Annotated in this window: 31 protein-coding genes; 18 read left to right on the top strand and 13 right to left on the bottom strand. The window is 69.5% G+C overall.

Annotation, left to right across the window (positions count from 1 at the left end; translation table 11 throughout):
• Window positions 1-216: 216 nt before the first annotated feature.
• Window positions 217-663 (bottom strand): MerR family transcriptional regulator, encoded by a 447-nt coding sequence (locus JFB92_RS09770; protein ID WP_199037536.1) that lies wholly within the window; start codon window positions 661-663, stop codon window positions 217-219.
• 161 nt (window positions 664-824) lie between these two features.
• Between JFB92_RS09770 and thrS the strand changes: the two genes are divergently transcribed.
• Window positions 825-2,831 carry a threonine--tRNA ligase gene (gene thrS / locus JFB92_RS09765; protein WP_307789091.1) on the top strand — a complete coding sequence of 669 codons (2,007 nt, stop codon included), beginning with the start codon at window positions 825-827 and terminating at the stop codon, window positions 2,829-2,831.
• 64 nt (window positions 2,832-2,895) lie between these two features.
• On the opposite strand, the gene JFB92_RS09760 is transcribed toward thrS, so the two are convergent.
• Genes JFB92_RS09760 through JFB92_RS09750 form a run of 3 tightly spaced genes read right to left on the bottom strand, consistent with a single transcriptional unit; the run spans window position 2,896 to window position 5,075 of the window.
• A complete protein-coding gene (locus tag JFB92_RS09760) occupies window positions 2,896-3,318 on the bottom strand; it encodes a PIN domain-containing protein (RefSeq protein ID WP_199037532.1) in 423 nt (140 codons plus the stop codon).
• Window positions 3,315-3,536, bottom strand: coding sequence for a type II toxin-antitoxin system VapB family antitoxin (locus JFB92_RS09755; RefSeq protein ID WP_199037529.1), 222 nt, complete (start codon window positions 3,534-3,536; stop codon window positions 3,315-3,317). Before JFB92_RS09755 ends, JFB92_RS09760 begins: the two co-directional genes overlap by 4 nt.
• 45 nt (window positions 3,537-3,581) lie before the next feature.
• A complete protein-coding gene (locus JFB92_RS09750; protein WP_199037527.1) occupies window positions 3,582-5,075 on the bottom strand; it encodes a potassium/proton antiporter in 1,494 nt (497 codons plus the stop codon).
• A gap of 82 nt (window positions 5,076-5,157) precedes the next feature.
• On the opposite strand from JFB92_RS09750, the gene JFB92_RS09745 reads away from it, so the two are divergent.
• The 7 genes from JFB92_RS09745 to pdxS all read left to right on the top strand — a co-directional run bounded on the left by JFB92_RS09745 (window position 5,158) and on the right by pdxS (window position 10,572).
• Window positions 5,158-5,703 carry an HIT family protein gene (locus tag JFB92_RS09745; protein WP_307789090.1) on the top strand — a complete coding sequence of 182 codons (546 nt, stop codon included), beginning with the start codon at window positions 5,158-5,160 and terminating at the stop codon, window positions 5,701-5,703.
• A gap of 81 nt (window positions 5,704-5,784) precedes the next feature.
• The gene (pgsA, locus tag JFB92_RS09740) at window positions 5,785-6,417 is read left to right on the top strand and encodes a phosphatidylinositol phosphate synthase (protein WP_199037524.1); all 633 of its coding nucleotides are present in this window, start codon (window positions 5,785-5,787) and stop codon (window positions 6,415-6,417) included.
• Window positions 6,410-7,324 (top strand): phosphatidylinositol mannoside acyltransferase, encoded by a 915-nt coding sequence (locus JFB92_RS09735; RefSeq protein ID WP_199037522.1) that lies wholly within the window; start codon window positions 6,410-6,412, stop codon window positions 7,322-7,324. Before pgsA ends, JFB92_RS09735 begins: the two co-directional genes overlap by 8 nt.
• 8 nt (window positions 7,325-7,332) lie before the next feature.
• Window positions 7,333-8,451: a glycosyltransferase family 4 protein gene (locus JFB92_RS09730; RefSeq protein ID WP_199037544.1), complete on the top strand. Its 1,119-nt coding sequence runs from the start codon at window positions 7,333-7,335 to the stop codon at window positions 8,449-8,451.
• 105 nt (window positions 8,452-8,556) lie between these two features.
• Window positions 8,557-9,012: an SPW repeat protein gene (locus JFB92_RS09725; RefSeq protein WP_199037520.1), complete on the top strand. Its 456-nt coding sequence runs from the start codon at window positions 8,557-8,559 to the stop codon at window positions 9,010-9,012.
• Window positions 9,013-9,090: 78 nt separating this feature from the next.
• On the top strand, window positions 9,091-9,570 hold the full coding sequence (locus tag JFB92_RS09720; protein WP_199037518.1) for a hypothetical protein: 480 nt from the start codon (window positions 9,091-9,093) through the stop codon (window positions 9,568-9,570).
• Between the two features lie 81 nt (window positions 9,571-9,651).
• Window positions 9,652-10,572 carry a pyridoxal 5'-phosphate synthase lyase subunit PdxS gene (gene pdxS, locus JFB92_RS09715; RefSeq protein WP_199037516.1) on the top strand — a complete coding sequence of 307 codons (921 nt, stop codon included), beginning with the start codon at window positions 9,652-9,654 and terminating at the stop codon, window positions 10,570-10,572.
• A 60-nt stretch (window positions 10,573-10,632) separates the two neighbouring features.
• Here the strand turns inward: pdxS and JFB92_RS09710 are convergent, their stop codons facing one another.
• The 4 genes from JFB92_RS09710 to JFB92_RS09695 all read right to left on the bottom strand — a co-directional run bounded on the left by JFB92_RS09710 (window position 10,633) and on the right by JFB92_RS09695 (window position 12,393).
• Complete coding sequence (locus JFB92_RS09710) at window positions 10,633-11,028, bottom strand: SSI family serine proteinase inhibitor (protein WP_199037514.1); 396 nt, start codon at window positions 11,026-11,028, stop codon at window positions 10,633-10,635.
• 119 nt (window positions 11,029-11,147) lie between these two features.
• Window positions 11,148-11,357: a hypothetical protein gene (locus JFB92_RS09705; protein WP_199037512.1), complete on the bottom strand. Its 210-nt coding sequence runs from the start codon at window positions 11,355-11,357 to the stop codon at window positions 11,148-11,150.
• A gap of 58 nt (window positions 11,358-11,415) precedes the next feature.
• Window positions 11,416-11,961, bottom strand: a complete 546-nt coding sequence (locus tag JFB92_RS09700) for a hypothetical protein (protein WP_199037510.1) — start codon at window positions 11,959-11,961, stop codon at window positions 11,416-11,418.
• Between the two features lie 21 nt (window positions 11,962-11,982).
• Complete coding sequence (locus JFB92_RS09695) at window positions 11,983-12,393, bottom strand: hypothetical protein (protein WP_199037508.1); 411 nt, start codon at window positions 12,391-12,393, stop codon at window positions 11,983-11,985.
• Window positions 12,394-12,572: 179 nt separating this feature from the next.
• Here JFB92_RS09695 and pdxT point away from each other — a divergent pair, with 179 nt between their 5' ends.
• Together pdxT and JFB92_RS09685 are read left to right on the top strand one after the other, a co-directional pair.
• Window positions 12,573-13,208 carry a pyridoxal 5'-phosphate synthase glutaminase subunit PdxT gene (gene pdxT, locus JFB92_RS09690; protein ID WP_233162797.1) on the top strand — a complete coding sequence of 212 codons (636 nt, stop codon included), beginning with the start codon at window positions 12,573-12,575 and terminating at the stop codon, window positions 13,206-13,208.
• Window positions 13,209-13,228: 20 nt separating this feature from the next.
• Window positions 13,229-13,987: a YebC/PmpR family DNA-binding transcriptional regulator gene (locus JFB92_RS09685; protein WP_199037506.1), complete on the top strand. Its 759-nt coding sequence runs from the start codon at window positions 13,229-13,231 to the stop codon at window positions 13,985-13,987.
• Between the two features lie 58 nt (window positions 13,988-14,045).
• Here JFB92_RS09685 and JFB92_RS09680 read toward each other — a convergent pair whose 3' ends face one another.
• A complete protein-coding gene (locus JFB92_RS09680; RefSeq protein WP_199037504.1) occupies window positions 14,046-14,726 on the bottom strand; it encodes an intradiol ring-cleavage dioxygenase in 681 nt (226 codons plus the stop codon).
• Complete coding sequence (locus JFB92_RS09675; protein WP_199037502.1) at window positions 14,723-15,172, bottom strand: DoxX family protein; 450 nt, start codon at window positions 15,170-15,172, stop codon at window positions 14,723-14,725. The genes JFB92_RS09680 and JFB92_RS09675 overlap by 4 nt, the downstream gene beginning before the upstream one ends.
• 139 nt (window positions 15,173-15,311) lie before the next feature.
• Here JFB92_RS09675 and JFB92_RS09670 point away from each other — a divergent pair, with 139 nt between their 5' ends.
• Entirely contained in the window at window positions 15,312-16,604 is a 1,293-nt protein-coding gene (locus JFB92_RS09670) for a helix-turn-helix transcriptional regulator (RefSeq protein WP_199037500.1), read from the top strand.
• Here the strand turns inward: JFB92_RS09670 and JFB92_RS09665 are convergent.
• Together JFB92_RS09665 and JFB92_RS09660 are read right to left on the bottom strand one after the other, a co-directional pair.
• Complete coding sequence (locus JFB92_RS09665; protein ID WP_199037498.1) at window positions 16,527-17,237, bottom strand: phosphoribosyltransferase; 711 nt, start codon at window positions 17,235-17,237, stop codon at window positions 16,527-16,529. The two genes, JFB92_RS09670 and JFB92_RS09665, sit on opposite strands and share 78 nt — an antisense overlap.
• A gap of 83 nt (window positions 17,238-17,320) precedes the next feature.
• Window positions 17,321-18,565: a multidrug effflux MFS transporter gene (locus JFB92_RS09660; protein ID WP_199037496.1), complete on the bottom strand. Its 1,245-nt coding sequence runs from the start codon at window positions 18,563-18,565 to the stop codon at window positions 17,321-17,323.
• A gap of 195 nt (window positions 18,566-18,760) precedes the next feature.
• Between JFB92_RS09660 and ruvC the strand changes: the two genes are divergently transcribed.
• The 6 genes from ruvC to secF all read left to right on the top strand — a co-directional run bounded on the left by ruvC (window position 18,761) and on the right by secF (window position 24,711).
• Entirely contained in the window at window positions 18,761-19,312 is a 552-nt protein-coding gene (ruvC, locus tag JFB92_RS09655) for a crossover junction endodeoxyribonuclease RuvC (protein ID WP_199037494.1), read from the top strand.
• Window positions 19,309-19,905: a Holliday junction branch migration protein RuvA gene (gene ruvA, locus JFB92_RS09650; protein WP_199037492.1), complete on the top strand. Its 597-nt coding sequence runs from the start codon at window positions 19,309-19,311 to the stop codon at window positions 19,903-19,905. The genes ruvC and ruvA overlap by 4 nt, the downstream gene beginning before the upstream one ends.
• Before the next feature lie 3 nt (window positions 19,906-19,908).
• Window positions 19,909-20,967, top strand: a complete 1,059-nt coding sequence (gene ruvB / locus JFB92_RS09645; RefSeq protein ID WP_199037490.1) for a Holliday junction branch migration DNA helicase RuvB — start codon at window positions 19,909-19,911, stop codon at window positions 20,965-20,967.
• Window positions 20,968-21,043: 76 nt separating this feature from the next.
• Entirely contained in the window at window positions 21,044-21,493 is a 450-nt protein-coding gene (gene yajC / locus JFB92_RS09640) for a preprotein translocase subunit YajC (protein ID WP_199037488.1), read from the top strand.
• Between the two features lie 197 nt (window positions 21,494-21,690).
• Window positions 21,691-23,541 carry a protein translocase subunit SecD gene (secD, locus tag JFB92_RS09635; RefSeq protein ID WP_199037486.1) on the top strand — a complete coding sequence of 617 codons (1,851 nt, stop codon included), beginning with the start codon at window positions 21,691-21,693 and terminating at the stop codon, window positions 23,539-23,541.
• A gap of 9 nt (window positions 23,542-23,550) precedes the next feature.
• Window positions 23,551-24,711: a protein translocase subunit SecF gene (gene secF, locus JFB92_RS09630; RefSeq protein WP_199037483.1), complete on the top strand. Its 1,161-nt coding sequence runs from the start codon at window positions 23,551-23,553 to the stop codon at window positions 24,709-24,711.
• A gap of 72 nt (window positions 24,712-24,783) precedes the next feature.
• Here the strand turns inward: secF and JFB92_RS09625 are convergent, their stop codons facing one another.
• Window positions 24,784-24,969: a YtxH domain-containing protein gene (locus JFB92_RS09625; protein ID WP_199037481.1), complete on the bottom strand. Its 186-nt coding sequence runs from the start codon at window positions 24,967-24,969 to the stop codon at window positions 24,784-24,786.
• A 186-nt stretch (window positions 24,970-25,155) separates the two neighbouring features.
• Here JFB92_RS09625 and JFB92_RS09620 point away from each other — a divergent pair, with 186 nt between their 5' ends.
• Window positions 25,156-26,361 carry an FAD-dependent oxidoreductase gene (locus tag JFB92_RS09620; protein WP_199037479.1) on the top strand — a complete coding sequence of 402 codons (1,206 nt, stop codon included), beginning with the start codon at window positions 25,156-25,158 and terminating at the stop codon, window positions 26,359-26,361.
• The last annotated feature ends 183 nt before the right edge of the window (window positions 26,362-26,544 follow it).

The following is a 26,544-nucleotide window of genomic DNA, read 5'->3' as shown; positions in this document are numbered from 1 at the left end:
GCCACGAACGTCGTTCCCCACGAAGGTGAGTGGATCATCGGGTCGCTCGTCGGCGAGCCGGTGCGCGTCCTGCCCTCCCCGCTGGGAACCGGCGGCTGACCTCGTGAGGCACGGCCGGGGGCCGCCGATCCATCGGCGGCCCCCGGCCGGACCGACATAGGTCCTAATCGCAGCAGCCGGAGCCGCAGCAGCCGGGGTCTTCACAGCAGTCGTCGCTCATCGGGCACCTCCTTCCGCGCACTCCTCGGGCGGACACCAGTAGTCCGGCAGCGGCTCGTCGCACTCGCCGCCGCCCTGGGCCGTCTGGACCGCCGTCAACATCGAGGTCAACTGGCTCCGCAGCCCCTCCAGTCGCGCGATCTCGGCGGCGACCTCGCCGATGCGCCGCTCCAGGTGCTCCCCGGCCGGCTCGCACGGGCACGTCCCGGTGTCCCGCACGGCCAGCAGATCGGCGATGTCGCTCAATCGCAGGCCGGCGCGCTGGCAGGTGCGGATGAACCGGCCCCGGTCGACCGCGTCGGCCTCGTAGCGGCGGTACCCGGCCGGGCTGCGCTCGGGAGGCGGGAACAGTCCCTCGCGCTCCCAGTACCGGATCGTGTCGGCCGAGACGCCCACGGACTCGGCGACCTTCCCGACGGTCAATTTCGCGGTTGCGGTGGTCATACATCGAACCTAAACCTTGGAGCCGGGTCCAAGGTCAAGTCCGCGAGCGCGGGAACTTCGGGGCGCGTAACGCGTTGGAGGGCGGCCCGGACCGGCGACTACCATTGACCCGAATGTCGAGCGCCGGGCAGATCCGGCCGCAATCAGATCGAGGGAGAACCGTGGCATCCGCAGCGCCCAACACCAGTCCAGCCGTCGTCGAACCGCTCTGGGTGACGGCTGGCACTACGTGCGCCGATGCCGTCGCCGAAGCCGGCCTGCCCACCGCCGGGCCCGACGCGGTCGTCGTCGTGCGCGACCCCGAGGGGCAGCTCCGCGACCTCTCCTGGGCCCCGCCGGCCGACACCAAGGTCGAACCGGTCCCGCTCGGCAGCCCGGACGGGCTGAACGTGCTGCGCCACTCGGCGGCCCACGTCATGGCCCAGGCCGTGCAGGAGCTGCGCGAGGCCAAGCTCGGGATCGGCCCGCCGATCACCGACGGCTTCTACTACGACTTCGACGTCGACGACCCGTTCACCCCCGACGACCTCAAGCAGATCGAGAAGCGCATGCTTCAGATCATCAAGCAGGGCCAGCGCTTCGAGCGCCGCAGGTACGACTCGCTCGAGCAGGCCCGCGCCGAGCTCGCGCACGAGCCCTACAAGCTGGAGCTGATCGAGACCAAGGGCGAGGGCACCGACGCCGCCGAGGTCATGGAGGTCGGCGGCGGCGAGCTGACCGCCTACGACAACCTCGACCGCAACGGCGAGCGGGTCTGGTCCGACCTGTGCCGGGGCCCGCACCTGCCCTCGACCAAGCTCATCGGGGCGGTCAAGATCATGCGCTCGGCCGCCGCGTACTGGATGGGCTCGGAGAAGAACCCGCAGCTCCAGCGCGTCTACGGCACCGCCTGGCCCACCAAGGCCGAGCAGAAGGAGTACCTGGAGCGCCTGGCCGAGGCCGAGAAGCGCGACCACCGCAAGCTCGGCAGCCAGCTCGACCTGTTCAGCTTCCCCGAGGAGCTGGGCTCGGGGCTGCCGGTGTTCCACCCCAAGGGCGGGATCATCCGCATGATCATGGAGGACTACTCGAGGCAGAAGCACGTGGAGGCGGGCTACTCGTTCGTCAACACCCCGCACATCACCAAGCGGCAGCTGTTCGAGACCTCCAAGCACCTGGAGTGGTACGCCGAAGGCATGTTCCCGCCCATGGAGCTGGAGGGCGCCGAGTACTACCTCAAGCCGATGAACTGCCCGATGCACAACCTGATCTTCGACTCGCGCGGCCGCTCCTACCGGGAGCTGCCGCTGCGGCTGTTCGAGTTCGGGTCGGTCTACCGGTACGAGAAGTCCGGGGTGGTGCACGGCCTGACCCGCGCCCGCGGCTTCGCCCAGGACGACGCGCACATCTACACCACCAAGGACCAGATGAGCGAGGAGCTCACCCGGCTGCTGAAGTTCGTCCTGGACCTGCTGCGCGACTACGGCCTCAACGACTTCTACCTGGAACTGTCGACCAAGGACCCCGAGAAGTACGTCGGCGACGACGAGACCTGGGAGGAGGCCACCCAGATCCTCGCGGACGTGGCGGCGGCCTCGGGCCTGGACCTGGTCGACGACCCGGGCGGGGCGGCCTTCTACGGCCCCAAGATCTCCGTCCAGGCCAAGGACGCGCTGGGCCGCACCTGGCAGCTGTCGACCATCCAGGTCGACTTCTTCGAGCCCGAGCTGTTCAAGCTCGAGTACGCCGCGGCCGACGGCTCCCGGCAGCGTCCGGTCATGATCCACCGGGCCCTGTTCGGTTCGATCGAGCGGTTCTTCGGCGTCCTGACCGAGCACTACGGCGGGGCCTTCCCGGCCTGGCTGTCGCCGGTGCAGGCGACGGGCATCCCGGTCCGGGAGGAGAACGCGGACTACCTGGAGGGCTTCTTCGCCAAGCTCCGCGGGCGGGGCGTCCGCGCCGAGGTCGACCACTCCGACGACCGGATGCAGAAGAAGATCCGCAACGCCCAGCAGCAGAAGGTCCCGTTCATGGTGATCGTCGGCGACGACGACCAGAACGCCGGAACGGTCAGCTTCCGCTACCGAGACGGCTCCCAGCGCAACGGAGTCCCGTTGGAGGAGGCCCTGGCCCACGTGGTCGAGGTAGTCGAATCCCGAACCAATGAGGGCCCCTCCGCCGCCGAATAGCGCCGAGCACGCGACGCGCCTTGGGAACTCGGTTCCCAAGGCGCGTCGGTGTTTTCAGGCTCGGTCATGGCAAGTCCGGGAAGTCGGAGACACGGCGGTGCCGCAGTTCGCCGGCAACCTCCGCGATGGTTCGGAAATCATTATCGTCGTGGAGGACTATCAGGTCGTGGTGGACCGCGGTAGCTGCGACCGTGAGATCGACCAATGATAGGCCCTGGTGGAGGCCCTTGGCGGACAAACGGTACTGAGCGCTCTCCACCCAACGGGCACATGATTTGTGAACCGGAATGTCCGGATAGAGCACCTCAAACATTTCGGTCATTCGTTCAAATTCTGCATGATTTCGCGCGGATCGACGGAACTCGATTCGTTGAGGATGGCAGGATCCGATTGCGAGACTGGAGGCGGCGGATTCCCATGCCCGATGAGTGTCGCGCTCGCGGGAGATCCGCCAGAGCGCCGAACTGTCAAGAAGGTACCGGATCACTCCAAGCCTTCCTTCTCGCGCTCGTGGCGAGCGCGCCAGGACTCATAGTCCCAGTCCTGAGCCAGATCGAAGAAATGATCATAGGCCGCGATGCGTTCGTGTCGTTCGGCGTACTCGCGTAGCGCGAGGTTTACCGCGTCCTTCTTCGTGTGCAGGCCGGAGAGCCGCAGGACCTTCTGTAGTACCGAGTCATCTATGTCAAGTGAAGTAACGGCCATGAATACTCCTTATATAGATAGTGTGTGTATCTTATATAGATGGTATCAGCCACGGCCGGATTCGCCGAGCCAGCGGGCGAGTCTTCCTGCCCTGGCCAGGGCCGTCAGGCGTTGTTCGGTGGCCTCCCTCAGCCTCGGGGTCGTGACCACTATGAGTTGGTCTCCCGAGCGGAGGCGGTCGGTGTGTTCGGGGACGAACAGTTCATCGCCGCGCACGATCCCCGCGATCACGCTGCCCTTCGGGAGCCGCAGCTCGAAGACCCGCAGGCCCGCCAGGGCCGACTTCTTCGGGATGGCAATCGTCAGCACCTCGCCGTCGACCGCGTCCAGCGGAGCGGTCTCGATGTCGACCTCCTGGACCGCCGCCGGATCGGACAGGCCCAGGCGCTTGGCCACCCACGGCAGGGTCGGACCCTGGAGCAGGGTGAACGCCACCACCAGGATGAACACGATGTTCCACAGGGCCTGACCGCCCGGCAGCCGCTCGGCCTGGGGGATCGTCGCCAACACGATCGGCACCGCCCCGCGCAGCCCCGCCCAGGCGACCAGGGTCTGCTCCCGGATCGAGAACCGGAACGGCAGCAGGCACGCCACCACCGAGACCGGCCTGGCCACCAGCGTCAGCACCGCGCCGAGAATCATGCCCGGGACCACGGCGTCCAGCAGGCTCGCCGGGCTCGCCAGCAGCCCCAGCATCACGAACATGCCCAACTGCGCCACCCAGCCCAGGCCCGTCGCGAACGACTGGGTCGCCGCCCGGTGCGGCAGGTGCGAATTGCCCAGGATCAGCGCGGCCAGGTAGGCCGAGATGAACCCCGACGCGTTCAAAGCACCGGCGGCCGCGAACGCCGCCATGCCCAGGCTGAACACCGCGAGCGGGTAGAGACCCGAGACCGGCAGCGCGAGCCGGCGCAGCAGCCACGCCCCGCCGAAGCCGACCGCCAGCCCGATCGCGGTGCCTGCGGCGAGCTGCCACAGCAGCGTCCCCACCAAGGCGACCGCGCTCGGGATGCCGGCGGTCGAGGAGAACGCCAGGACCAGGATGACCGCCGGGGCGTCGTTGAAGCCCGATTCGGCCTCCAACGTCCCCGACAGGCGCTTGGGCAGGCCCGCCCCGCGCAGCTCGGAGAACACCGCCGCCGCATCGGTCGAGGCCACGACCGCGCCCAGGATCAGGGACGTCTGCCAGGAGAATCCCAGCAGGTAGTGCGCCCCGCAGGCGACGACGGCCACGCTGATGCCCACCCCGGCCGTGGCCAGCAGGCTCGCCGGGGCCAACTGCGCCGAGATCGCCTTCCAGCGGGTCGACAGGCCGCCCTCGATGAGGATCAGCGCCAGCGCGAACGTGCCCAGCACCTGCGCCAGCTCGAAGTCGTCGAAGGGGATGCCCAGGCCGTCCTCGCCCATGACCATGCCCATGCCGAGGAACACCAGCAGCGCCGGCAGGCCGATCCGATGGGTCGCCCGGATCGCGGCGATGGAGACCAGGACGGTGGCGCACCCTATGAGCAGAACGGGATACAGCTGCGCCAGAGTCACAACTGGAGCCTAACCGACACAGCGTGTCACCGAAGTTTCGTGGGATTACCGGCACACGACACGGTGGCCTAGGATCGTTCCCGTGAACGATCAAGCACCTGACGGCGTCGGCGAACCTGACGGCTACGAGCGGCTGTGGACACCGCATCGCATGGCCTACATCAAGGGCGAGGGCAAGCCGACCGGGGACGACACGGACATGGAGGGCTGTCCGTTCTGCGAGATCCCGGGGCTCGGCGACGTCGACGGCCTCATCATCGCGCGGGGCGAATCGATGTACGTCGTGATGAACAAGTTCCCCTACAACAGCGGCCACCTGATGGTCGTGCCCTTCCGGCACGTCCCCGACTACACCGAGCTCGACGCCGACGAGGTCGCCGAGATGGGGTCGCTCACACAGCGGGCCATGCGGGTGATCCGGGCCGCGATGGGCGCCCACGGCTTCAACATCGGCATGAACCAGGGCCAGGTGGCCGGGGCCGGCATCGCCGGTCACCTCCACCAGCACGTCGTTCCCCGCTGGGGCGGCGACTCGAACTTCATGCCGATCATCGGTCGCACCAAGACCCTCCCGCAGCTCCTGGCCGACACCCGCGACGAACTCGCCGCCGCTTGGAAGGAGGAATAGGCCGAAGGGCACTATAGAGTCATCCCCTACCAGCCCGTTGCCCGAACACCCAGTGGGCGCCGCCGAAGAAATCAGGAGACCATGGCGAAGTTCCTTCGGACCTCTGGCAGAGCCAGCTTGCGGCGCTATGTCGACGCCGTCGCGAAGGTCCTCATCCGCATCGGCGTTTCCGCCAACGCCGTCACCGTGATCGGCACGGCCGTCATCGTGGCCGCCTCGATCTTCCTGCTCTCGCAGGGGCACCTGCTCGCCGCGCTCATCGTCGTGGCCCTGTCGGCGTTCACCGACATGATCGACGGCGCGATCGCCCGCGTCCAGGGCAGCGGCTCCAAATTCGGGGCGCTGCTGGACTCGACCTGCGACCGGATCGCCGACGGCGCGATCCTGGCCGGCCTGGCCTACTGGCTGCTGGCCGAGGACCGCTTCCTCGGCTGCGCGTTCGCCCTGGTCGCCCTCATCACCTCCCAAGTGGTCTCCTACGTCAAGGCCCGCGTCGAGAGCCTGGGCGGGGAGTGCAACGTCGGCATCGCCGAACGTCCCGAACGGCTCATCCTGGCCGGCGCGGCCGTCCTGGTCGAGATCGTCGGCGTCCCCTACTCGCTGGAGGTCGGCATGGGGCTGCTGGCACTGCTGACGACCATCACCGTCGCCCAGCGCCTGGTCCACGCCCGCGCCAGCCTCACCGCCGTCGAGGAGCGCCATGCCGATGCCTGAGAAGCTCAACGAATGGGCCTACCTCGCCGCCTGGCGCGGCGTCAGGCTCATGCCCGAGGCCGCCGCGGCGGCCCTGTTCCGCGCCGGAGCCGACCGCGCCTGGCGCAAGGACGGCCGCGGCGTGCGCCAGCTGCGCCGCAACCTCGCCCGCGTCGTCGGCGGCGAACCCGAGCCCGAGCTCGTGCGCGAGGCGATGCGCTCCTACGCCCGCTACTGGATGGAGGCGTTCCGCCTCCCGTCGATGAGCCGGGACGACATCGACCGCAACTTCGAGATGAACGGCTACGAGCCGGTCGCCGAGCGCGCCGCCGCGGGCAAGGGCTCGATCGTGGCGCTGCCGCACTCGGGCAACTGGGACTTCGCCGGGGCCTGGGTGCCCCAGATCGCCGGCAACAAGCTCACCACCGTCGTCGAACGGCTCAAACCCGAAGGGGTCTTCCGCCGCTTCGTCGAGTACCGCGAATCGCTGGGCATGCGCATCGTCCCGGCCTCCGGCGGCGACCGCGGCCCCGATGCCGTCCTCGGCGAGGCCCTGGCCGACGGCCACGTCGTCGCCCTCGTCGCCGACCGCGACCTGGGCCGCAGCGGCGTCGAGGTGAAGTTCTTCGGAGAGACGACCACCTTCCCGGTCGGCCCGGCCCTGCTGGCCATCCGCAACGACGTCCCGCTGTTCACCGCCCACATCCACTACGCGAGCGACCGCGCCGTCTGCCACATCACCGGGCCGGTCGACACCGGCACCGGCCGCCTGCGCGACCGCCTGGGCCACACCGCGCAGGCCGTGGCCGACGCCTTCGCCGACGGCATCGGCGCCCATCCCGCCGACTGGCACATGCTCCAGCGGTTCTGGACGGCCGACTTCAACGCCCCATCCGGACCGTCGAGCGCGGACACCCTGGAGTCGTGATGGGGGACCTGCGGATCGGGATCGTCAGCCCCTACTCCTTCGACGTGCCCGGCGGCGTCCAGTTCCACATCGCCGACCTGGCCGAGACCCTCATCGGCGCCGGTCACGACGTCTCGGTCCTGGCCCCGGCCACCCAGACCGCCGACCTCCCCGACTTCGTCGTCCCCGGCGGCAAGGCCCTGGCCGTCCCCTACAACGGCTCCATCGCCCGCCTGGCGTTCGGGCCGCGCTCGGCCGCCCGGGTGCGCCGCTGGTGCCTCCAAGGCGAGTTCGACGTGGTCCACGTCCACGAGCCGCTCACGCCCAGCCTCTCGTGCCTGGCCGTGCTCACCGCCAAGTGCCCGGTCGTGGCGACCTTCCACACCGCCATCACCCGCTCGCGGATGCTCGCGGCAGGCAAGCACATGGCCCAATTGGTCCTGGAGAACCTCTCGGCGCGCATCGCCGTCTCCTCCCACGCCCGCAAGGTCCAGGTCGAGCACCTCGGCGGGGGAGCGGTCGAGATCCCCAACGGCGTCCCGGTCGCCTTCTACCGCAAGGCCGCGCCGCTGGTCGGCAAGCCCGACGGGCCCACCATCGGCTTCATGGGCCGCTACACCGAGTCCCGCAAGGGCTTCGGCATCCTCCGCGAGGCGTTCGCCTCCCTCGCCGTCGAACGGCCCGACCTGCACCTGCTCGTCGTCGGCCGCGGCGACCCGGCCGAGGCCGTCGCCGGACTCGACTCCGAGACCGCCTCCCGCGTCCACTTCCTCGGCGCGGTCTCCAACGAGGAGAAGGCGTCGATGCTCGCCGGCGTCGACCTCTACGTCGCCCCCAACACCGGCGGCGAGTCGTTCGGCATGGTCCTCACCGAGGCCATGGCCGCCGGGACCTGCGTGCTCGCCTCCGACATCGAGGCGTTCAAGAGCGTCCTCGACGGCGGCCGCGTCGGGGGCCTGTTCCCGGTCGGCAGCGCCCACGCTCTCGCCGCCGAGGCCGCCCGCCTGCTCGACGACCCCGGCCTGCGCGACGACTACGTCGATCGGGCGAACGAGTGGGTCAGGCGCTACGACTGGCCCGAGGTCGCCGACCGGGTCGTCGAGGTCTACCGCGCCGCCATCGAGGCCGGCGCCGTGCGGCGCCGCTGAGTCGCGACCCCTTTACTCACAGTCGCTACGGGTCCATAATGAGGGGGAACGATCCGTGTATCCCCGTGCAGCCGCACGCGCACGGATCGGACGGAGGGCAGTCGGATGGCCGATGTCTCACACAGGGGTGATCTAACGACCCACCCGGACGTACGAGAGATGCGGACCCGCTACGCCAAGATGATGGGCCGGAGAGACGTGGTGCTCATCGACGCGCCGTTCTTCCTCATCGGCCTATACTGCGTCATATCGCCATGGGTGGTCGATTTCGCGACCTCTCAGGCGGCACTGGCGACGCACAACCTGATCATGGGCGTCGCGATCGGTCTGCTCGCGCTCGGATTCACCGTGGCCCCGGAGCGAATGTACGGCATGAGCTGGGCCATGAGCGCGATCGGGCTCTGGTTGGTCATCTCGCCGTGGATGGTGGGGACCGACCCGACGGTTGGCGTCATCTGGAACAACATCATCGTCGGCGCACTCGCATTCCTGCTCGGCCTGGTGGCCGCAAGGCAGGTCATGAGCCATCGAGAACGCAACGCGACGGGAAGTGATGAGTAGCGATTAGCACAGTCGAAGCACCGAAGCGCGCCCACGCCGGACCACCGGTCGTGGGCGCCCTCGCTTACGATGATCCAGATGTGGTGGCTGGCCGTTCTCGTTGCGATCGTCGCCGTCGTCGGCGCGTACGCGACGTGGACGGTGACGCGGGTGGAACGCCTGCACAGACGCGCCCACACCGCCGAGACCGCGCTGCTGACCAAGCTCGACGAGCGGGCCGAGACGGTCCTGAAGTTCGTCGGCCAGCCCGGCTTCGACGAGGTCGTGGCCCTGGCGCTGTCGGTCGTGGCCGTCCCGGCCGACGACAAGCGGCAGCGTGAGCTGCGCGAGTACGCCGAGAACGACCTCACCCGCGCCCTGCGCGAACTCGATCCCGACCCGGCCTGGGCCGAGGACCTCGGGACCGCGAACCGGCGCGTCGCCCTGGCCCGCCAGATCCACTCCGACTTCGTGCGCGACGCCGTGGCCTCGCGCTCCCTGCCGGCGGCCGTCCTGCTGCGGCTCCACCGCCGCCTGCCCCGCCCCCAGTACTGGGACATCGAAGACCCCATGCAGTGATCGAGCGGTTCTGTGAGGTCGGTCGCGGCGTAGAATCGACGCCGTCAGGTACCCCTAATGACAGAACTTGTCAACCACTAGATGGAGCCGGTGACCGTGGCAGAGACCCAGAAGACCGAGGCCGAGATCGGCACCGCCCGCGTCAAGCGCGGCATGGCCGACATGCTGAAGGGCGGCGTCATCATGGACGTCGTCACCCCCGAGCAGGCGAGGATCGCCGAGGACGCCGGGGCCGTGGCCGTCATGGCGCTCGAACGCGTGCCCGCCGACATCCGCGCCGAAGGCGGCGTGTCGCGCATGTCCGACCCCGACATGATCGACGGCATCATCGAGGCCGTCTCCATCCCCGTGATGGCCAAGGCCAGGATCGGCCACTTCGTCGAGGCCCAGGTCCTGGAGGCCATCGGCGTCGACTACGTCGACGAGTCCGAGGTGCTCACGCCCGCCGACGAGGCCAATCACATCGACAAGTGGAAGTTCACCGTCCCGTTCGTGTGCGGGGCGACCAACCTCGGCGAGGCCCTGCGCCGCATCACCGAGGGCGCGGCCATGATCCGCTCCAAGGGCGAGGCCGGCACCGGCAACGTCGTCGAGGCGACCAGGCACATGCGCCAGATCCGCGCCGACATCGGCCGCCTGTCCAAGCTCGACGAGGCCGAGTTGTTCGCCGCCGCCAAGGACCTGCGCGCCCCCTACGAGCTGGTCGCCGAGGTGGCCAGGCTCGGCAGGCTCCCGGTGGTGCTGTTCACCGCCGGCGGCATCGCCACTCCCGCCGACGCGGCCATGATGATGCAGCTGGGCGCCGAGGGCGTCTTCGTCGGCTCGGGCATCTTCAAGTCCGGCGACCCGGCGGGACGCGCCGCCGCCATCGTCAAGGCCACCGCCTTCTACGACGACCCGAAGGTCGTCGCCGAGGTCTCCCGCGGCCTGGGCGAGGCGATGGTCGGCATCAACGTCGACACCCTCGACGAGGACCAGAAGCTCGCCAAGCGCGGCTGGTAGAGACGCAGAGTAGCGGCGGGCCGAGCAAGACGCTCCGGCCCGCCGCTTTCGCGTCTGGGCTCAGCCGAAGTCGAACAGGTACCCGCCGGTCGCCTCCACGGCCCGGCACAGGTTCCCGAACTCGGCCTCGAAGCTGCGGAAGTCGCCGTTCCAGTGCCCGTGGGCGGCCACGGTCACCGGCCGGTACATCAGGTGGCAGAACCCGCCGGCCGGCGGGATGCCCGAGATATCGCCGCCGGTAGCCGCCAGTTGGGAGCAGGACTCGGCACCGTGGGGGTGCAGCCAGCCGCCCGGACAGGTCAGCACCGCGTCGGCCACCAAGCCGTCCTGGTCGGTGACCTTGAGGTAGAACACGCCGGAGTCGTGCGCGACCGGGTGGGACTGCGCCGGAGCGGCGAGGGCGATGAGCGCGGCGGCGGCGAGCAGCGCGCCCGCGCGAAGGACTCTCTTGATCATGACGAGATCCTAAGTAGCCGAAGCCGCGCAAACGCCCATCGACACACGCAAACCAGGCTCGAAGCATAGGCTGGTGGCATGAACGCCGAAGACCTCGAGCAGTTGTCGACCGCCGACCTTCAGCACCGGGCGTTCGCCCTGGCGCGGCACCGGCGCGACTGGCGGTTCTTCATCGACCTGATCCAGCACACTCCGGCAGCGGCCAACACCGACCTGGACCCGGACGTGGCCGAGATCGGGGTGGCCATCGACGACCTGGTGTCGATGTGGCGCCAGACCACCCAGGGCAGGTGGGGTGAGGCCGAGCCCTTGGCGCGGGCGAGGTTCATCGACTACCTCGCCGAGCACGAATCAGACGGGGACGGGGTCGAAGAGGACGAGTCCTGGTTACTTCCGCTTCTCGCTCATCCACCACCGGACGTCCCCGGCGAACAGCCACCACAGCGACAGCACCGAGGCGACCACCCACGGCGCCACCCAGTAGCCGAACACGGTGGTCATCAGCATTCCGGTCAGGAACAGCAGCACCGAGGTCACCACGGCGGTCCAGCGCACGGACTTCAGCCGGGTCTTGAGCCGCAGCGCGCACAGGGCCGTGACGATCGCGGCCAGGACCGCCACGATGGCCATCGTCAGGGTCGAGGCGAGGAACCCGGTGCCCTGGTAGTAGTCGAAGGCGTCCCGGGCCAGTCCGGCCGGGTCCTCGACGCCGTCGGCGCCCTCGTAGATGTCGGTGAGCTCGTCGAGGCTCATGCCCCGGTACGAGAAGACGGCGACGACCAGGAAGTTCCCCGCGATCACCGCGCACACCGCCTGGACCCACATGGAGATCCGCAGGCGACCGATCTGCTTCGGCGGACCGAGCTCCTCGTCGTCGTCGCCACCGACGGGGTCGGGCTCGGAGGCGGGGCCGAAGTTCGGTTGGGGGAGCATTTGGCAGTCAGCCTCCGGGAGCTAGTGGTTGAACCATCTCCGAGCGAACCGCTCGGTCAGGGTACCGACGATGATAATCGGAACGATAGCCAAGGCGATGCACAGTGCCCAGTACAGGCCGCCGGTGGCCATCAGCCATGCCAGGCCCGCCAGGCTCAGGACCTGGCTGAGCAGGACCAGCAGCCACAGCGCCCGCCACTGGGTGCGCAGCAGGGCGATGGCCAGGAGCAGGCACACCGTGAGCGTGCCGAGGCCGACCGCGGCGCGGTAGACGTCGTGTTCGGCGGCCGGGGGCACCAGGTCGCGGGCGGTGTGGTGGGCGAGCACGACCAGCCCGCCGACGACGGCGCTGATCGCGGCCTGGAACCACATCGCGTTGCGTCCGGCCCGGACCGAACGGGGCATCGGGTTGCGCTTGACAATCTCAGGCATGGTTCCTCAGGGCTCCTAAGGGGTGCGGCACGTTCAGCCGGTGAGCCTAACGGATCGCGCCCAACGCCCGAACCCCCACCCGGATCCGGTCACAGTACCGATCGCCCAGGTAGGCAGCCCGCGCGGCCGGAACTACGCTTGAGAAGCCCGCCGTAAGCACAACTTTGGAGTTCTCTGACATGCGCGTGCCCCAGATCGGTGTCCTGGCGCTGCAAGGCGACGTGGCCGACCACGCGCGTGCGGTCGAGGCCGCCGGCGGCCGGCCGGTGCCGGTCCGGCGCGCCTCCGAGCTCGACTCGGTCGAGGGCCTGGTGATCCCCGGCGGCGAGTCGACGACCATGAGCCACCTGCTGCGGGTCTTCGAACTGTTCGACCCGATCGCCAAGCGCCTGGACGCCGGAATGCCCGCCTTCGGGTCGTGCGCGGGCATGATCATGCTCGCCTCCGACGTGCTCGACGGCCGCCCCGACCAGCGTTCCTTCGGTGCGATCCCGATGACGGTCCGCCGAAACGCCTTCGGCCGCCAGGTCGACTCCTTCGAAGCCGAGATCGACCTGGACGGCCTCGACGGCGGCCCGTTCCGCGGCGTCTTCATCCGCGCCCCTTGGGTCGAGCGGGTCGGCGAGGGCGTCGAGGTGATCGGCCGCGTCAGCAGCGGGGACTCCGGGCCCGAGGGCCCGGGCGGTAGGATCGTCGCGGTACGCGCCGGCGCCTGCCTGGCCACCTCCTTCCACCCGGAGGTCACCGATGACGCGCGCGTGCACCGATACTTCGTGGACATGGTCCGGCGCTCCGGCGCCGGAGAGGCCGACTAGAGGAACGAGGAAACGCCGGTATGAGTGGCCACTCCAAGTGGGCGACGACCAAGCACAAGAAGGCCGCCATCGATGCCAAGCGTGGCAAGCTGTTCGCCAAGCTGATCAAGAACATCGAGGTGGCGGCGCGCACCGGTGGCCCCGACCCCGACGGCAACCCCACGCTGTTCGACGCCATCCAGAAGGCCAAGAAGAACTCGGTGCCCAACGACAACATCGACCGCGCCGTCAAGCGCGGCGGCGGCCTCGACGGGGCCGGGGTCAACTACGAGACGCTGATGTACGAGGGCTACGCGCCCGGCGGGGTGGCCGTGCTCATCGAGTGCCTCACCGACAACAAGAACCGCGCCGCCTCCGAAGTGCGGGTCGCGCTCACCCGCAACGGCGGCACCCTCGGTGAGGCCGGCAGCGTGGGCTACCTGTTCTCCCGCAAAGGCGTGATCATCGTTCCGAAGACCGAGGGCCTGACCGAGGACGACATCCTCATGGCCGTCCTGGACGCCGGGGCCGAAGAGGTCAACGACCTCGGCGAGGGCGGCTTCGAGGTCCTGTGCGAGCCGAGCGACCTGGTCGAGGTCCGCACCGCGCTCCAGAAGGCCGAGATCGACTACGACTCGGCCGAGGCCGGCTTCCAGCCCTCCACGAGCGTCCCGGTCGACGCCGAGGGCGCCCGCAAGGTCATGCGCGTCGTGGACGCCCTGGAGGACTCCGACGAGGTCCAGGAGGTCTACACGAACGTCGACATTCCAGATGAGGTCCTCGCCGAACTCGACGCGTAGGGGGACACGGAACGGGCCGCCCCCGCGAGCGGGGGCGGCACCGAGTTCCCGGTCGGCGTCATCCGCCGACGCCGAGCACCATGCTCGCGGTGAACCCCTGGTCGACCGAGCCGGACAGGTCGAGGGTCGATCCGGCGCCCGTGCTCGGATAGAACATGTCGTCGGCGTTCGCGGTGTCCGGTCCGCTGTCGCGGGCGTACTCGGCGACCTCGGCCACCTCGCCGTTGACGTCCTCGGGGAAGTAGAGCTGACCGGTGTGGACCGTCTCGCCCTCGACGTGGACCTTGACGTGTATGTGGACGGTGCGGCCCGAATACCAGCCCGGATAGAGCGTGTCGAACTCGGCGCGCCCGTCGGCGTCGGTGAGCTGGACGCCGCGCAGGTAGGTCTCACCGACCGTGCCGTGGGCCTCGGTCCCCGAATAGGTCCCGTCGGGGTCGGCATGCCACACGTCCACCGCCGCGTCCTGGATCGGCGCGCAGGAACCGGTGTCGACCACGGTCAAGTCCAGCCGCAGCGGCACCCCCGCGCGGCCCTCGGTCAGATCGCCGCGCGAGAGGTCGAGGTCCAGGTAGTACGGGCCCTCGGTGCCCTCCGGGGTGAGCACGCAGTCCGGCGTCGGTCCGCCCTCCGACGAGGATGAGGCCGAGTTTTCGCCGCAGGAGGCCAGCCCCAGGGCCGCCGCGCCGGCGCCCGTACCGCGCAGCAGCCCGCGGCGGGTCACGCTCGACTCGGTCATCGGACCGCGCTCGCGACCGGGCGCATCCGGTCGTAGACCGGCTTCAGCAGCGGGTCGAGCCCGAAGCGGCCCGACCCGGTGACGGCCAGCAGCAGCGAGGCCGCGCCGACCGCGAGCGGGAAGGCGTAGCCGCCCTGCTCGGCGTACAGGCCGCTGGCGCCGTTGACGAACACGATCGCGCCGGTCATGAGCAGCGCCGCGCCGATCGCGGCGGGCCGTACCGCGACTCCAAGGATGATCGCCGAGCCCGCGAGCAACTCGCCGAACGTCGTCGCATAGGCACTGACCTGCGGCAGCGGCACGCCTCCGCCGGACATGATCTCGGCGGTCGTGGACAGGCCCCAGTCCGCGAGCTTCTGCCACCCGTAGGCGAGCAGGATGATCCCCACTCCCAGACGGGCGACGAGCACGCTGAGGTCGCCGAGGTTCCGCTGTCGAGCTTCCATGAGCACTCCCGATTCGAACGTTGACTGAACCCCTCTCAGTCTCATCGCGCCCGACCCGGTCGCAACCCGGCCGTTCGAGCGGTTCGGCCCCACCGAAGGAGGAGGCGCCTCCGCGTCCGAGCCGACTACAGTTGCCCGCATGAGGCCCCAGGAGCACGCGACCGTCCTCGCGCAGACGCGGGACCTGCTGGAAGCGCCGTTGCCGGAGATCCTGCCGCGCGTCTCGGCGATCGCCGGCGCCGTCCTGCCCCACCGGGGCCTGCTGCTCCAGAGCGGCGACTGCGTGTCCGTGCCGGTCCGCAGCCACGGTGACGCCCCCGACTGCCCCGAGACGGTCGCCGAGATGGCCAGGCTCGCCGGCCTGGTCGAACCGGGCCGACCCTGGCACGGCGAGATCAGCGTCGCCGGAGCCGTCCTGCCGGTGGTCGCGGTCGCGTCCGCCCCTCCCGGATCGGCCGGTTCCGTGCTGGCGGCCCTGCCGACCGAACCGAGCCCCGACGAGGCCGCCGGGGACGTCCTCCAGCGCCTGTGGGACCTGGCCGCGGCGCATGTCATGATCCTCAACGCCCAAGTCGAACCGGTGAAGCTGTCGCGCTCGCACGTCGAGTCGGGCGACCGCGCCCGCCTGATCCTCGAGCTCACCGACGCCCACGCGGCCACCCTCGGCGGCGTCCTCGGCGCCCTGCGCTCGGGCCAACTCTCCGACGCCGCCGCGCGCCGCACCGCCGCCGACATCGCGGCGGCCGCCATGGTCGATCTGCGCTCGGCGACCGGGCGCGAACGCCACGGCGGCGCCGAGACCGCCGGAACGGCCTTCGCGCGAATGACCGACAAACTCGTCCTGCTCATGCGATACAACGACGCCGAGCTCGAACTTGATCCGCCCGAACGGGCCGACCAGGTACTCCCCGGTGAGGTCGCCGCCGCGGCGCGGGCACTGGTGCGCGGCGCGGTCCTGACCGCCCTCGACCAGGCCGGGATCGACCGTATCCGCATCTCCTGGGACCTCAGCGATGGCGCGCTGCGCGTGACCGTCCGAGACGACGGCCCCGGTGTCCTCGCGGAGACGGACACCGGCGTGAGGCGCATCGCCACGGCCGCCGCCGCGCTGGGCGCGCAGTTCGACCTCGACGCCGTCCCCGGATGGGGCACCACGGTCACCGCCCGCATTCCGCTGGGCGGAGCCGCGCCGCGCGCCGCCGACCTGGCCGAACGGCTCAATCCCCGCGAGATCGACGTGCTGCACCACCTTGTCGGCGGCCACCGCAACCGGCGCATCGCCGAAGTCCTCCACATCAGTGAGCACACCGTGAAGTTCCACGTCGCGAACATCCTGGAGAAACTCGACGTCGCCTCACGAGGCGAGGCCGCGGCCGTGGCTCGGGAGCTGGGATTCGTCGCTCCAGCCAGGCCCGAATCCCGCGGGTCCTAAGCCGAGCAGCTCTCGGACCTCGTCGTCGCCGGTCTGCTCGAACTCCCGGTACGACTGGCCGACGGCCGTGAACGGTTCGGGGTTGGAGGCGCACACCAGGTCGTCGACGAGCCGGGCCAGTTCTTCGCAGGTGCCCGCCGGGGCGGTCGGCACGGCCACGGCCAGCCACGCCGGTTCCGTCGCGCGTGCGGCCCGGATCGCGGCCTTCATCGTCGAGCCGGTGGCCAGGCCGTCGTCGACCAGCAGCACGGTCTTGTCGCGCAGCCGCGGCGGCTCGCGATCTCCCCGGTAGGCCCGTTCGCGGCGATCGAGTTCGGCGCGCTCGCGCTCGGCGATGCGATCCAGCTCTTCGCCGTCGACGCCGAAGCCGCTCAAGACCCCGGCGTCGACGACCATGATCCCGCCGGTGGCGACCGCCCCGAAGGCCAGCTCCTCATGCCCGGGTACGCCGAGTTTGCGGACCATGAGCACCTCCAGCGGCGCGTTGAGCGCCTCGGCGACCTCGAACGCCACCGGCACCCCGCCGCGCGGCAGCCCGAGGACCAGCAGGTCCGAGCGGTCCCGGTAGCGGTCGAGCATCCCGGCCAAGACCCGGCCTGCCTCCCGACGGTCGTGGAATCGCCTGTCACGCACACAGGGGAGTTTCCCGCCGCCGAAGGGGGCTAAACGAAACCGCCCGGCCCCGCAGGGGACCGGGCGGATGTCGTTCGTCGCGGCTAGGCGGCGACCGGTTCGCGCCGGTAGACGCGGAGCATCGCGATGACGGCGATCGTGGTGACGATGCCGTAGGCGACGATGCCGCCGGTCATGCTCGCCAGGCTGACGCCGCCGATCGTCGCCAGCGCGGGCATCACGCCTCCGGCGGCCATCTGCAGGCAGCCCATGAACGCCGAGGCGGTACCGGCGATCTGCGGTTCCTGCGAGGACATCGCCGCGGCCCCGGCGTTCGGAAAAATCACGCCGCTGCCGAGCATCATCACCGCCAGGGCGATCGGCACCGAGATGAGGCTGTCGGTCCCGGTCAGTGTCAGGCCCGCGAGCACGGCCACGCCGGTCATGGAGATCGACAGGCCGATGACCATGCGGCGGCTCGATTCGATCCGGTCGATCATCAGCATGTTGGCCTGGTTGCCCGCCAGCAGCGCCAGGACTCCGACGCCGAAGATCAGCGAGTAGCTCCCGGCCGAGGCCCCCATCTGGTTCTGGGAGACGAAGCTGAAGGTCGACACGTAGGTGAACAGCATCGAGAAGTTGAAGATGACCACCAGGACGGGGGTGATGAAGTACCGGTCGGTCACCAGGCTGCCGAGGGTCCGCGCGAACGCGCCGCCGCTGAACTCCCGGCGGCGCTCGGCCGGGAGGCTCTCGGGCAGGAAGCGCCAGACCAGGAAGGTCGCCAGTGCCGACATGACTCCCATGAACACGAAGACCAGCGGCCAGGGGCCGAAGGTGATGATCTGGGCCCCGATGATCGGGCCCAGCATCGGGGCGAGCATGGTGATGAACAGCATCTTGGCGGTGAAGCGGGTCATGTCGTCGCCCACGAAGTGGTCGCGGATGACCGCGCGGGCGATCACCATGCCCGCCGCGCCGGACAGGCCCTGGAAGAAGCGGATGACGATCAGCTGGTCGGCGCTGGTCGCCACGGTGCAGGCCAGCGCGGTGACGGTGAAGAGCCCCATGCCGATCAGCAGGGGTATCCGGCGCCCGAAGCGGTCGGAGAGCGGGCCGAGGACGGCCTGGCCGAGTCCGAGTCCGATCATCATGGAGGTGAGGGTCAGCTGGATGTGGTTCTCGGTGGAGCCCAGGGCTTCGGCCATTTCAGGGAAGGCCGGGAGGTAGAGGTCGGTCGCCAACGGCGCGGTCGCCGTCAGGGCGCCGAGGACGAATACCATCATGGTGATGAAGCGGCGCGAGTGGCCGTTCTCGACGGCCACAGGGTTGAACGCAGCAGCGGACACGGTAATCTCGCAAAATTCGTTGGGAGAGTTCGGGATTCGGGGCCGAAGTGCGAGGTCTTCACAACCTGGCCCTGTTCAGGTTAACCCTGAGCTTGCCGGGCGGCAAGTAGTTTATTGGCAACATCACCGGCGTCACCGGACGCACCTGTCGGCCTCGGCCGATAAGCTGGCGCGAGCGAGCGAACGGAGGGGCGAGTGCGCGTGATGGGGATCGATCCGGGGCTGACCAGGTGCGGCGTCGGCGTCGTGGAGGGGCGTCCCGGCGCGCCGGGCAAGATGGTCGCCGTCGAGGTGATCCGCACTGACCCTGAAGCGCCACTTGCCGATCGACTGCTCGCGCTCGACGAGGGACTGCGACGGCTGCTGGAGGAGTTCGAGCCGGAGGCGGTGGCGGTAGAGCGGGTCTTCAGCCAGCATAACGTGGCCAGCGTGATCGGCACGGCCCAGGCGTCCGGCGTCGCGCTGCTGGCCGGGGCCAAGTCCGGGCTGCCCACCGCCACCTACACTCCCTCCGAGGCCAAGGCCGCGATCTGCGGCAACGGCACCGCGGACAAACGCCAGGTGACGGCCATGGTCACCCGCATCCTGCGCCTGACCGATCCGCCCAAGCCGGCCGACGCCGCCGACGCGCTGGCCATCGCCATCTGCCACCTGTGGCGCGGCGGGCTCAAGGCCAAGCTCGCATCGGCCTCGACCGGACCGGACCACGGCCCGCGGGCCTCGCCGAGAAGGGGACAACCGCGATGATCGCCCAACTCACCGGGACCATAGCGGCGGTGGGGGAGACCCACGCCGTCATCGACGTGAACGGGGTCGGCTACGCCGTCCACTCCGGACCCCACACCCTCGCCAACCTCAAGGTCGGCGACAAGGCCGTCCTGCACGTATCCACGATCGTGCGCGAGGAGTCGATCACCCTGTTCGGCTTCAACTCGCCCGACGAGCGCGACCTGTTCGAGCTACTCCAGACCGCCCAGAAGGTCGGGCCCCGCATCGCCCGCGACGCGGTCGACGCGCTGCGGCCCGACATCATCCGCCAGGCGATCGCCACCGCCGACACCGCCACGCTCTCGCGCATCCCCGGGGTGGGCAAGAAGAGCGCCGAGCGGATCGTGCTGGACCTGGCCGACAAGATCGGCCCGATCGAGACCTCCCCGCCCAAGCAGTCCGGTTCGCGGCCAGGTGGCTGGCGCACCCAGGTCGGCCAGGGGCTCCAGGCCCTGGGCTGGTCGGCCTCGGAGGCCAAGACCGCGATCGAGAAGCTCGACGCCGAGGGCGTCGACGGCGCCGACGTCCCCACCCTGCTCAAGCAGGCCATCCGAATGCTCGGGAAGCGATAGTCCATGGACGAACCCGAATACACCGCCGAGGAGTGGGACGCGGCCCTGACCGCGGCCGAGGCCACCGAGCTGGACCGCAAGGCCGAGGCCGGCATCCGGCCCGCCAAGCTCGACGAGGTCATCGGGCAGGCGCGGGTCCGCGAGCAGATCGGCCTGCTGCTGGAAGGCGCCAGGCAGCGCCAGTCCCCGCCCGACCACATCCTGCTCTCGGGCCCTCCCGGCCTGGGCAAGACCACCCTGGCCATGATCGTCGCCGGCGAGCTCGGGGTGGGGCTGCGGCAGACCTCGGGCCCGGCCCTGGAGCGCTCGGGGGATCTGGCGGCCATCCTGACCAGCCTCGGGCCCGGCGAGGTGCTGTTCATCGACGAGATCCACCGGATGGCGCGCCCGGCCGAGGAGCTGATGTACACCGCCATGGAGGACTTCCGGGTCGACGTGGTGGTCGGCAAGGGCCCGGGGGCGACGGCCATCCCGCTCGATCTTGAGCCGTTCACGCTGGTCGGCGCCACCACCCGTGCCGGGCTGCTGACCGGTCCGCTGCGGGACCGCTTCGGGTTCCTGGGCCAGCTGGAGTTCTACGAGGAAGCCGAGCTGGAGTCGATCGTGACCCGCTCGGCCGGGATTCTGCGGGTCGAGGTCACCGGCGACGGGGCCGCCGAGATCGCCTCGCGTTCGCGGGGCACGCCTCGCATCGCCAACCGGCTGCTGCGCCGGGTGCGCGACTTCGCCCAGGTCAGGGCCGACGGGGTGATCAATTCTCGGATCGCGGTCGAGGCGCTGGCGCTCTACGACGTGGACGAGCTGGGCCTGGACCGGTTGGACCGGGCGGTCCTGCGGGCGCTGGTCAAGACCTTCGGCGGCGGCCCGGTCGGGCCGAAGACCCTGGCCGTGGCGGTGGGGGAGCAGACCGACACGGTCGAGGAGGTCTCCGAGCCCTACCTGATCCGGGCCGGGCTGATCGCCCGCACTCCGCGCGGGCGCGTGGCCACGGCCGAAGCGTGGAGGCACCTGGGGCTCGAACCCCCTTCCACCGAAGGACTGTTCGCCGGTGACCCCGCGTAGGGTGGGGATTGTCTGATACGTGCGCGGTAGACTCCGCGCACGTCTTAAGAGTCCACACAACGACGAAAGGCACACCGTGCTCTCAGCTGTAGACGTTCTCGCTCAGGACAGTGGTGGCGGCAGCAACCTGATCTTCCTGATCATGATCGTGGGCTTCATCGCCCTGATGTACTTCGTGATGATCCGGCCGCAGAGGAAGCGCCAGCGCGAGCAGCAGGACATGCAGACCAAGGTCGGCTCCGGCGCGCGTGTGATGACCATCGGCGGCCTGTACGGCACCGTCGTCGACTCCGACGACGAGACGGTGACCCTCGAGGCCAGCGATGACGTCTTCCTCGTGTTCGCCCGTCAGGCCATCGCCAAGGTCGTGTCCGGCGCTGAGGAGGAGGCCCCGGCCGAGGAGGAATCCGCCCCGCTCAGCGAGGAGGAGGCCACCCTCACCGACGAGGACCTTGAGAAGCTCCGCTCGACCGACGACGGCGGCGACGACCAGCACAGCGGCAAATCGGACCGCAAGGAATACTAGTCGTAAACACGGCTCATATTCCTTGACGGGTGCCGAATCGCACGCCCACTCCAGCCGCTGATCGCGGCCGTCTAGAATGAGCCGCGCCGACACAACGTGTGCTGAACCACCCCTCCGGGACCGGCACGCCCGGCGCGGTCCATCGTGTGCGCCCGCGCCGAACCGACCGAGGAAGAGACTGACCATTGCCGTCCAACATGGGTGCAACCACGGGCGCCGACCGCCCGCGCAAGAAAATCCAGCGAAAGCGGCTGCCCGTCGCCCCTTATTTCGTGGCGCTGCTGGCCGTGATCGGAGTCCTGTGGGCGTCATCGGTCGCCGGGGCGGGCCTGAAGTTCCCCACTCCCAAGCTCGGCCTCGACCTCCAGGGCGGCCTGTCGATGACGCTGACGGCCTACCTGACCAACTCCGACGACCAGCCGGACGAAGAGACCATGGAGCAGGCCCGGCAGATCATCGAGAGCCGCGTCAACTCCACCGGCGTGGCCGAGCCCGAGGTCTACGTCGAGGGCAATGAGAACATCGTGGTCAACGTGGCCGGGCACGACACCGACGAGGACGCCCTGCGTGACGTCGGTGCCCCCGCCGAGCTGCGCTTCCGCATCGTCACCGCCTCCACCCAGGACTTCTCCGTCCTCGAAGACCTGGACCTCGGGGACGGGGAGGAGCCGACCGACGAGGCCACCGACGGCGCCTCGGACGAGCCGACCGGGGAATCGGACGAGGAGGTCGGCGACGGCGAGGAGCCGACCGACGAGACCACCGACGACAACTCCGGCGGCGCCCAGGTCGACACCGAGAACGACCAGGACGACCAGGACCAGACACCCCAGGGCGACGCCAGCATCGAGGACATCCTGGCCAAGGTCGGCGAGGAGGCCGCGACCATGGCCCAGAGCCTGACCACCGTCCCGACCGACGAGGCCAGCCTCGCCGCGCTCGAACCGTTCGGCGAGCTGACCCCCGAAGAGGTCGGCCTGCTCCCGGCTTCCGTGCAGTACTACGTCCCCACCATCACCTGCGAGCAGCTCGACGCCCGCCCGCCCGGGTCGGTCCAGGAACCCGACGCCGAGGTCACCGCGTGCCAGCCAGCCGTCACCGAGGACGGCCAGATGGTCGCCCCGCCCCAGAAGTTCCTCCTCCAGTCCGCCACGGTCCTGGGTTCCGACGTCGCCTCGGCCGACGTCGGCACCGACCAGGCGAGCCTGAACAACTTCGTCGTCAACGTCGAGTTCACCTCCGCCGGCGCCGAGCGCTGGGGCAACCTGACCACCGAGAACGTCGGCCAGAACGTCGCGATCGTCCTCGACAACGAGGTCGTCAGCGCCCCCACCATCCGGGAGGCGTCCCGCAACACCACGCAGATCTCCGGCGACTTCACCGCCGACGAGGCCAACCAGCTGGCCGACCAGCTCAACTTCGGCTCGCTGCCGATCAGCTTCGTGGTCCAGACCATCAACGACGTCACCGCGACCCTCGGTGTCGTCCAGCTCGAGGCCGGGCTGCTGGCCATGGGCATCGGCCTGGCCCTGGTCTTCCTGTTCTGCCTCGTCTACTACCGCATCCTCGGCCTGGTCGTCCTGGGCAGCCTGACTACCGCCGCGGTCGTCCTGTACCCGCTGGTGGCGCTGCTGGGCTCCCAGATCGGCCTGACACTGACCCTCGCCGGCGTGGCCGGGTTCGTCGTCGCGATCGGCATCACCGCCGACTCCTTCGTCGTCTACTTCGAACGCATCAAGGAGGAGATGAGGGACGGCCGATCGGCCCGCTCGGCGGTGCCCAGAGCCTGGATCCGCACCAGGCGCACGATCCTGTCGGCCAACACCGTCTCCATCATCGCGGCCCTGGTCCTGTACTTCCTGGCCATCGGCCCGGTCCGCGCGTTCGCGTTCGCCCTCGGCGTCTCGACTCTGGTGAACGTCCTGGTGGTGTTCCTGTTCACCCACCCGATCGCCGAGTGGATGGCTCGCGGCAGGGTCCTCAGCAACGTCCACCTGTCCGGGCTCCACACCAAAGCGGTCCCGGCCCCCGGCAAGGCGCGCGGTTAAGGAGCACCGATGAGCACGCACAACACCGACAAGCCGCTGTCCATGTGGAGCAAGCTCTACCGCGGCGAGACCAACATCCAGTTCGTCCCCCACCGGAAACGCTGGTACCTGTTCTCGGCGATCATCATCGCCGCGAGCATCGCGGTCATGATCGTCAAGGGCTTCTCCCTTGGCATCGACTTCGCCGGCGGCAACCAGTACACCGTTCCGGCCGAGGGCGACGTCACCATCACCGAGGTCGAGGACGCCGCCTCGGCGGCGGGCGCCGAGGTCGCCTCGGGCCAGATCGCCGGCTCCGTCGGCGACCAGACCTTCATCATCCGCACCGCCACCCTCGACGGCGACCAGTCCCAGGAAGTCCGCCAGGCCATGGCCGAAGCGGCCGGAATCTCGGCCGACGACATCTCGATCTCGGAGGTCTCGGCGACCTGGGGCGCCTCGGTCTCCCAGCAGGCACTGATCGCCCTGATCATCTTCCTGATCCTGATCACCGGGTTCATCTGGCTCCGCTTCGAGCGGCGCATGGCCGTGGCCGCGCTCGGCGCCCTCGGCCACGACCTGGTGCTGACGGCCGGGGTCTTCTCGCTGATCGGCTTCGAGATCACGCCCTCGACCATGGTCGGCATGCTCACGATCCTGGCCTACTCGCTGTACGACACGGTGGTCGTGTTCGACAAGGTCCAGGAGAACACCGCGAACCTGCTCCAGACCCGCCAGCGGACCTTCGCCGAGGGCGTCAACGAGGCGATCAACGAGACCCTCATGCGCTCGCTGAACACCTCGCTCATCGGCGCCCTGCCGGTGGGCGCGCTGCTGTTCATCGGCGTGGGCATGCTCGGGGTCGGCACACTCAAGGACCTGGCGCTGGTGCTGTTCGTCGGCATCATCACCGGTACGTACTCCTCGGTGTTCCTGGCCGCCCCGTGGGTGGTCGACATGGCCGAGCGCAGCCCGGTCTACAAGAAGCACAACCAGAAGGTCGCCAACAAGCGATCCGGCACGCGCGATGAGGACGACGAGGACGACGCCCCGAACGCCAAGACCGAGGACCTCCCTATCGAGCTGGTCGAAGAGGAAGAGGAGCCGGCCACGGCCGGCGCCGGCAGCCGCTCGGGCGGCTCGCGGCAGGGCGCCAAGCGGCAGCAGCAGAAGCGCCGCAGGAAGCGCTAGCGGCGGCACCACGCACATGAGCAGGGGCGAATCCGACCGGATTCGCCCCTGCCGCGTCGCGTTCGGCGCCTACTAGTCGTCGCGCCTGAACTTGGAGACGGTTTCCTGGGCCCGCTCCTTGACGTCGTCGGCCATCTCGTCCATCTTCTCGCCGGCCGGCGATTCCTTGGCCTTGTTGTAGAGGTCCTCCGCCTTGTCCTTCGCGTCCTCGGCGGCGTCGGAGGCCTTGTCCTTCATCTCGTTGAACTTGTCTGACATGCCCACTTTGAAACCCCTCCCTGGGTGAGTCGCCCTCAATATAGGTGGTTCGGAGCCGCCGTGCAGCGGATCGGCGAAGGCCGCCTACTCCCAGGGTCGACACCCGGACGCAACTCCACGCCGATTCGCGGTGCCACTCCATCGCCCTAGCGTTGCCGTCGGCAGCGCAAACGAGTGGAGAACGACATGCAGCACCGAACGAGACCCCAGACCAAGGCCCGCACCGCCGTCATCATCGGCGGAGGCGTCGCTGGCCCCGTGGCGGCGATGGCACTCCGCATGGCCGGAATCGAGGCGACGGTCTACGAGGCGCACGAGCCCGGCTCCGGCAGCCGCGGAGGACCCCTGTCAGTCGCGCCCAACGGCCGAGCCGCCCTCGGACTCGTCGGCGCCGACGACATCCTGACCGAGCTCGCCACGCCCACCCGCCGGATGGTCATTCGGAGCTACACCGGCAAGATCCTGGCCGAGATTCCAGAACCGCCCGGACAGGCGCCCCGCTTGACGCTCCCGCGCGGACAGCTGAGCGCCGAACTTCAGCGACTCGCCGCCGCAGAGGGCATCGAACTCGTCCACGGCAAACGGTTCGTCGATGCCACCGACACCGGCCGCAGCGTCATCGCCCGCTTCGACGACCACACCACCGCCGAGGCCGACGTCCTCATCGGCTGCGACGGCATCCGCTCGGCCGTCCGCGCTGTCGTCGATCCCCGCGCCCCCGGCCCGCGCTACACCGGCCTGGTCAGCTTCGGCGGCTACGTCGACGGCACCGGCGTCCCCGACACCGCAGGCGCCCAGTACTTCATGTTCGGACGCCGCGCCTTCTTCGGATACCAGGTCGAGGGCGACGAATGCGCCTGGTTCGCCAACCTCCCGGTCAAGGGCCTCGCCTCCGGCGGGCTCGAGGCGACCGGCTACGAACACTGGATCGAGGCGCTGCGCACCGCCTTCGCGCGGGACAACGGACCGGCACTGGAGATCCTCGACCGCGTAACGCCCGAGAAGTTCATCCCCGCGCACAAGCTCGAGGACCTGCCGCACACGCCGGTATGGTCCCGCGGCAGGGCCGTCCTGGTCGGCGACGCCGCCCACGCCACCTCGCCGTCCTCCGGCCAGGGCGCCTCCCTGGCGGCCGAATCCGCGATCGAACTCGCCCGCTGCCTGCGGGACCTGCCCATCGACCAGGCGTTCCGGGCTTACCACCGGAACCGGCGCGAACGGGTCGAACGCATCATCGCGATAGCGGCCCGCACCAACCAGGCCAAGGCCGCCGGTCCGATCGCCGCCAGGATCAGAGACCTGGTCCTGCCGATCATCATGGGCCGCTTCAACACTCCTGAACGAACCGCCTGGCAGTACGACTACCGAATCAACTGGGAAGAGGTCGCCTGATCTTGCGCGGACGCGGATATCCGGCGGGTCAGCAGCGGCCTGACGGCTTCGAGCCGCGATCCTCCGGACCGAGACCCGAAGCCCAAAACCGGTACCTATCCACATCCCCGCGCTCGCGGGGATGAGCCTCGATTCAGACCACCGGGGCCCTGCCGCGCAGCGTGCTCCCCGCCCACGCGGGGA

The sequence above is a fragment of the Glycomyces salinus genome (assembly GCF_016428645.1).
Classification (GTDB): domain Bacteria; phylum Actinomycetota; class Actinomycetes; order Mycobacteriales; family Micromonosporaceae; genus Glycomyces; species Glycomyces salinus.
The sequence above is the reverse complement of the archived record's forward strand: the minus strand, read 5'-3'. Positions and strand labels throughout refer to the sequence as shown.